The following is a 6,179-nucleotide window of genomic DNA, read 5'->3' as shown; positions in this document are numbered from 1 at the left end:
CGACGGCGACGGACGCAGCGAGACGGTCGCATCCGTGCGCTGCCACTCCGGTACGGGTGCCCGCGCACTGTCCGCGGTCTTCGCCGTCCTCCTACCGGGATGCTCCCGGTTCGCGGCATATGGTCCCTCTGACGGCTCGTCAAGAGCCGCCGCCGGACCGCGGAGAGGACCGACATGGAGGCCAGCGACCCTGGCGGGAAGCCACCCCGCTCCCCTCGTCACAGGCGCTCCCGCCCGCCCGGTGACGTCGCCGCCCGACACGGTGAGCCACCCCCAGGGCCCACGCGGGCGGAGTTCTGGCGCAGCCCGCTGCGGGGGCCGTGGCTCACATCGGTCTTCGGGCTGATCCTGCTCGTCGGCATCACGGTGCTCTTCGTGACGGGACTGCTCTCGTACGCGGCCTACAACCCGGGGCTGGGCGCCACCAACGACACGACGCCGGGCAAGGGTCTGCTGGGCTTCTACCTCTTCCCCTGGCCCACCGATCCGGCCTGGCTCTACCGCTTCACACAGGGCGTGCACGTCACGCTCGGCGTCGTGCTGGTGCCGGTGCTGCTCGCCAAGCTCTGGTCGGTGATCCCGAAGCTGTTCTCCTGGCCGCCGCTGCGTTCGCTCGGCCACGCCCTGGACAGGCTGTCGCTGATCCTGCTCGTCGGCGGGGCGCTCTTCGAGTTCGTCACCGGACTGCTCAACGTGCAGCTGCAGTACATCTTCCCGGGCTCCTTCTACACGCTTCACTTCTACGGCGCCTGGGTCTTCATCGGCGCCTTCGTCGTCCACATCTCCTTCCGCGTCCCGGTCATGGTGCGGGCGCTGCGCAGCCGCCGGATGCGCGACGAGCTGAAGACCCCCGCCGAGCGGACGGAGTCCGAGCCCGCGGACGCGACCGGCCTCGTCGCCCCCGATCCGTCACCGCCCACGATGTCGCGGCGGGGTGCGCTGGGAATGGTGGGGGCGGGTTCGCTCGTACTGCTGGTGGTGACGGCGGGGCAGAGCATCGGGGGACCGCTGCGGGAGGCGGCGCTGCTGGCCCCGCGCAACCGCGACCCCGGATCGGGGCCGAACGGTTTCCAGATCAACAAGACCGCCTCGAGCGTGGGGATCAGGGCGCGGGACATCTCGGACCGCTGGAGGCTGACGGTCCGCCACGACGACCGTGAAGTCGTCCTCAGCCGGGGGGAGTTGATGGACCTTCAGCAGCACGCGGCGTCGCTGCCCATCGCCTGTGTCGAAGGGTGGTCGACGGGCGATCAGCAGTGGAGCGGAGTGCGGCTCGCCGAACTGGCCGCCATGGTCGGGCTGCGCACGGACCCGCCCGGTGTCTTCGTCGAGTCCGTGCAGCGAGGCGGAGCCTTCAGCTCCACGGCGCTCCGCGACAACCAGGTGCGCGACCCGAGGTCGCTGCTCGCCCTGCGGGTCAACGGCGCCGTGCTCTCCGTCGACCACGGCTACCCGGCGCGGATCATCGTCCCGGCCAACCCCGGTGTGCACAACACCAAGTGGGTCACCCGGCTGACCTTCGGAGCGACCTCGTGACAAGCCCCCTCCTGGACGGCTTCCGCGCCCGCTACGGTGCCTCGCCGCTGCATCTGCTCCTCGTGCTGTGCTCGTTCGCCCTGACCGCATACGCCGGCATCAGGCTGCTGGAGGACGACGCGTTGATGGTGGCGGTCTGGTTCGTCGGGGCGGCGCTCGTGCACGACCTGCTCCTGCTTCCCCTCTATACGGTCACCGACCGGGCCCTTCAGGCGCTGCTGCTGCGCGTTCCCGGAGCGGGCGCCCGAGGGGCCGGCACGATGCGGAAACGGGTCAACTACGTGCGCGTGCCCGCCTTCATCTCCCTGCTGCTCCTGGCCGTCTGGTGGCCCCTGGTGCTGAACCAGGTCGACCGCTACGCCGCCTACACGGGGCTCAACGCCGCGATCTACTGGGGCAATTGGCTGCTGATCACCGCCGTGCTCTTCGCTCTCTCCGCGCTGTGCCTGGTGGTGAGCGCGCTGCGTGGGCGGCGGCCCGGGGGAGGGAACGAGCAATAGGGAGAAGGTTCTCAGCCGGGCGGGAGGGTTTCCCCGGCCATCGCCGCGACGCGGCGGGCGAGCAGGGCCGCCGTCTCTCGCAGCTCCGGAGGCTCCAGCACCTCCGCCTCGAAGCCCAGCCGGGCCACGTGCACGGCGAGCCAGTCCAGGTCCTGCCCGCCGACGACTAGTACGCACCACCCGTCGCGGTCGTCCTCGACGCGCCCCACCTGTGGCGGCACCAGCTCCCGCACCTGCTCGGGCCGCGCGTGCACCCGCACCCGGGCGAGGTACCGGTACGGCGCAGCGGTCACGGACCGCTGCACGTAGGCGACCGGGTCCGGATGCTCCCTCGCCCGGAAGCGCCAGGTGCTCGCCACCACCTCCTGCATCCGGTCCAGCCGGAAAGTGCGCCAGTCGTCGCTGTCGACGTCCCAGGCCATCAGGTACCAGCGGCGGCCGGTGGCGACCATCCGCACCGGCTCGACCGTGCGCTCGCGCTCCCCGCCGTCGCGTCCGGCGTACCGGAAGCGCACCCGCACGGCGTCGCGGCAGGCCCGCGCGAGCGTCACCAGGAGCTCCGCGTCGATCTCGATCCCGGGGCCGACGAGGGTCTCGGTGGCGCCGTGCACCGCCCGCACCTCGCCCCTCAGCCGTGGCGGCATCACCTGGTCGAGCTTCGTGAGAGCTCGCAAGGCCGCCTCGCCCGCTCCGGCGACGGTGCCGCCCGAAGCCATGCGCAGGGAGACCGCCGTCGCGATCGCCTCCTCGTCGTCGAGGAGGAGAGGCGGCAGCCGGGTGCCGGCGCCGAGCTGATAGCCGCCACCGACGCCCGCTGTGGCGTGCACCGGGTAGCCGACGGCCCGCAGCCGGTCCACGTCGCGGCGGACCGAGCGGTCGGTGACGCCCAGCTCGTCCGCGAGCTCGGCGGCGGTCCACGACGAGCGCCGCTGAAGCAGCGCCAGCAGCCGCAGCACCCGCTCGATCGTCCCCTCGACGGTCATGCGTTCATCGTTCCACAGATCGCGGAACGATCCTGTCCGCTATATGCGCCAGGCTCCACCCATGACCGACCAGACCTGGAATCCCCTGCTCCGCGAGCAGATCGACTGGCATTGGGCCAAACAGCTGCGCGATCGCCTCGACGGGCTCACCGACGACGAGTACTTCTGGGAGCCGCAGCCCGGCTGCTGGAGCGTGCGCCCGCGCGGCACCGGTGCCGTACCGGCGCAGGCCGGGTCCGGCGCGATGACCATCGACTTCGCGATGCCCCAGCCAGACCCGCCGCCGTTCACGACGATCGCCTGGCGACTCGGGCACGTGATCGTCGGCGTGCTGGCGGTACGCAACGCCGCGCACTTCGGCCGCGCACCCACCGACTACCAGTCGTTCGAGTACGCCGAGACCGCGGAAGCGGCGCTGGCCCAGCTCGACGCGGAGTTCGCCGAGTGGCAGGCGGGGGTCGAGACCCTCGGCGAAGCCGGTCTCGCCCGCCCGTGCGGGGAGGCGGAGGGGCCGTACGCCGCGCGCCCTCTGGCGGCGCTCGTGCTGCACATCAACCGTGAGCTGATCCACCATCTTGCCGAGGTGTGCCTGCTCCGCGACCTCCACCTGCACAGCCACCGGCACACCGACCGTCACACCCCCAGGCAGATCCGACAGGAGGCGAGCTGAGATGGCCCGCGACGTGCAATTCACCTTCGATGCCGCCGACCCGGGCGGGTTGTCGGCCTTCTGGGCCGAGGCCCTCGGCTACCGGCTGCAGGACCCGCCCGGCGGATTCGACTCGTGGGAGCAGGCCCTGGACGCGATGGGCGTGCCGCCCGAGAGGCGCAACGACGCCTCGGCGGTGGTCGACCCCGAGGGCGCCGGACCGCGGCTGTTCTTCCAGCGGGTGCCGGAGCCCAAGCAGGCCAAGAACCGTGTGCACCTCGACGTGCGAGCCGCCCCCGGCCTCGAGGGCGATGCGCGGATGGCGGCCCTGGAGGCCGAGGCCGAGCGGCTCGTCTCCCACGGCGCCACCCGCCTCAGCCGCCACGAGCCCGCTCCGCCGCTCGGCGCCGGCCACATCGTGATGGCCGACCCCGAGGGCAACGAGTTCTGCCTCGACTGATCAGCGGGCGGCCGGCGGCATGAGGCCGTACGCGCAGTCCGGTCGCAACTCCCGTCCAGGGACGGCCGGTTGGGCCTACGCGCAGGCCCGCCGGCCGCTCAGCCGCCGTCCCCGTGCCGGCTGACGATCGCGAACCCGTGGGCGGGGACGTCCACTTCGGTCGTCGAGCCGCCGCCGGTACTGCTGCCGAGGGGACGGGCCCGGTCGTCGTACAGATCGACGGTGACGGGCCCCTCTCCCGGCAGCACGACCTTCGCCGTGCGCGTCTGCGAGTGGCCGTTGCTCATCAGGGCGAGGCTCCTCGAGGGCCCGGACACGACGAGCTTCGAGACCACCGGCCGTACCAGCAGCGAGTCCACTCGCAGAGCGCTCCCGCCCACCCCTTCGGCGCGGGCTGCGAGCCGCACACCCGGCTTCACCACGGCGGGCAGTGACACCGGAGTCAGCGCGCCCGGCGCCTCACTGATGCCCTGTTCTCCACCGGTGCCGTGATCGACGCGGCCGACCAGTTGTGAGCCGTGACGCCAGACGGTCGAACCCGCTCCGCGCTCAGCCACCAGATCGACGACCGGGGAGACGAGCAACGGCGAATTCCCGTCCGGGAGCGTCCAGTTGATGCCGTCCCCGTCGTGCAGGGCCACGTATGCGTCGCCGCTGTACTGCGACTCCCCGGTCCAGGGAGACTCCGGGCGCACCACGGCAGCCGAGCCCGTCAGCTTTCCCTTCTCGGCCTCCAGTACGCGCAGACCGTCGCGCTGCTCGACTCCGTTCAGGCCGTGCGGGGTGGCCGAACGGGCGCGTCCCCGGAGGGAGTCGAGCGCGAGCATGGACAACTGGCCGTGGATGGTGGACTCGGCGCCGGAGTTGCGGTTGACCTTCCCGTCGGGTGCGACACCGTCACACGTGACACCGGTGGCGGTGTCGTAGACCGCCTCCCCGGCCGCGTTCGCACCGAAGTACCAGGCGGCGGTGAGCGCTGCGAGCGGGTAGAGCCCCGGGGATCCGCCGCTGCGTGCCACCGTGAGGAGAGCCTGGAGACGGGCGTCGACGCCGTAGGCGATCTGCGTACGGTCCACGGGTGCCGGCAGCCAGCCGTTGTCGCACCCGCCGCCCGTCAGCAACTCGGGAGTGAAGCCCGCCGCGTCCGCCAGCGCCGCCTCCAAGAACTCGGTACGGCCGAGGACTTCGGCCGCCGAGGCCAGCGCGGTGGGCATCTGCGCACCCCAGGCGTGCCACTGGGAGACGGACGTGGCGGTGGGAAGGAGCGCGCCGTAGGGCCAGCTTCCGGCGGAGCCGGCCCTCAACGCGGCCATTCCCTCCGCGAGTTGGGCCGCGGCCGTACGGGCGCGCGCGTCGCCGCTCGCCGAGACGTAGGCGGTCAGCCCCATGAGGGCCTCGGAGGAGGCGTCGGCGCCGTGCGTGATGAGCCAGCCGGGCACGCGGCGCCCGTCGGCGACCTCCCAGGTCCCGTAGCGGGTGAGCACGCCGCGGTCGAGGGCGTCCAACGCCAGCTCCATGCGGGCGCGCAGGAACCCCGCGAAGGCGGGCTCGCTGTGCCGGAAGGCGGCGTAGCCCTCTCCGAGTGCCCAGATCAGCCTGGCCAGCCAGTAGGACGGGCCGGAGTCGGACGGGTCAGGGGTCTCCGGGGGAAGGGCGCTGCGGTTGAGGGTGCCGTCGGCCTGCTGCCACAGGACGATGTTCCCGGCGTCGCTCCCCTCGGTCGTCTGGAGATAGCAGAGCCCGCGCAGCAGTTCGCGGGCGGAGCGGCGGCTGGAGCGTGCGCCCGTGCCGCTCCAGTGCCGCAGGTAGACGACGGCGGCGCGTGCCATGTCGTCCGCGTTGTAGGCGCCTTGCTCGTAGTGCCCGGTGTCCGGGTCGAGGGCACCGCCGCCGATACGCCGGAAGGAGCCGTCCTCCTGCCGGTCCGCGTACGTCCACAGGGCGCCGAGATCCGGTTCTTCGCGCAGCCGGTACGTGTCGTGCCCGTGCACCGGGGAGGGACGCACGGTGCGCCACCGATCTCCCGGTGATGCTCTACGACATCCCGGGCC

At 72.3% G+C, this 6,179-nt stretch carries 6 protein-coding genes; 4 read left to right on the top strand and 2 right to left on the bottom strand.

Annotated elements, in window-relative coordinates; all coding sequences use genetic code 11:
* Nucleotides 1–174: 174 nt before the first annotated feature.
* Entirely contained in the window at nt 175–1,536 is a 1,362-nt protein-coding gene (locus H5J26_RS27295; protein WP_181768637.1) for a molybdopterin-dependent oxidoreductase, read from the top strand.
* Nucleotides 1,533–2,036: a hypothetical protein gene (locus H5J26_RS27290; protein WP_309238087.1), complete on the top strand. Its 504-nt coding sequence runs from the start codon at nt 1,533–1,535 to the stop codon at nt 2,034–2,036. The genes H5J26_RS27295 and H5J26_RS27290 overlap by 4 nt, the downstream gene beginning before the upstream one ends.
* Before the next feature lie 11 nt (nt 2,037–2,047).
* Here H5J26_RS27290 and H5J26_RS27285 read toward each other — a convergent pair whose 3' ends face one another.
* The gene (locus H5J26_RS27285; protein ID WP_181768636.1) at nt 2,048–3,019 is read right to left on the bottom strand and encodes a helix-turn-helix transcriptional regulator; all 972 of its coding nucleotides are present in this window, start codon (nt 3,017–3,019) and stop codon (nt 2,048–2,050) included.
* A 61-nt stretch (nt 3,020–3,080) separates the two neighbouring features.
* On the opposite strand from H5J26_RS27285, the gene H5J26_RS27280 reads away from it, so the two are divergent.
* Together H5J26_RS27280 and H5J26_RS27275 are read left to right on the top strand one after the other, a co-directional pair.
* On the top strand, nt 3,081–3,689 hold the full coding sequence (locus tag H5J26_RS27280) for a DinB family protein (protein ID WP_181768635.1): 609 nt from the start codon (nt 3,081–3,083) through the stop codon (nt 3,687–3,689).
* 1 nt (nt 3,690) lies between these two features.
* On the top strand, nt 3,691–4,128 hold the full coding sequence (locus tag H5J26_RS27275; RefSeq protein ID WP_181768634.1) for a VOC family protein: 438 nt from the start codon (nt 3,691–3,693) through the stop codon (nt 4,126–4,128).
* A 98-nt stretch (nt 4,129–4,226) separates the two neighbouring features.
* Here H5J26_RS27275 and H5J26_RS27270 read toward each other — a convergent pair whose 3' ends face one another.
* Entirely contained in the window at nt 4,227–6,134 is a 1,908-nt protein-coding gene (locus H5J26_RS27270) for a hypothetical protein (RefSeq protein ID WP_181768633.1), read from the bottom strand.
* Nucleotides 6,135–6,179: the final 45 nt, after the last annotated feature.

Origin of the sequence: Streptomyces albidus (ex Kaewkla and Franco 2022), assembly GCF_013870515.1 — a bacterium.
Taxonomy (GTDB): Bacteria; Actinomycetota; Actinomycetes; order Streptomycetales; family Streptomycetaceae; genus Streptomyces; species Streptomyces albidus.
This window is presented reverse-complemented; position numbering and strand designations above follow the sequence as displayed.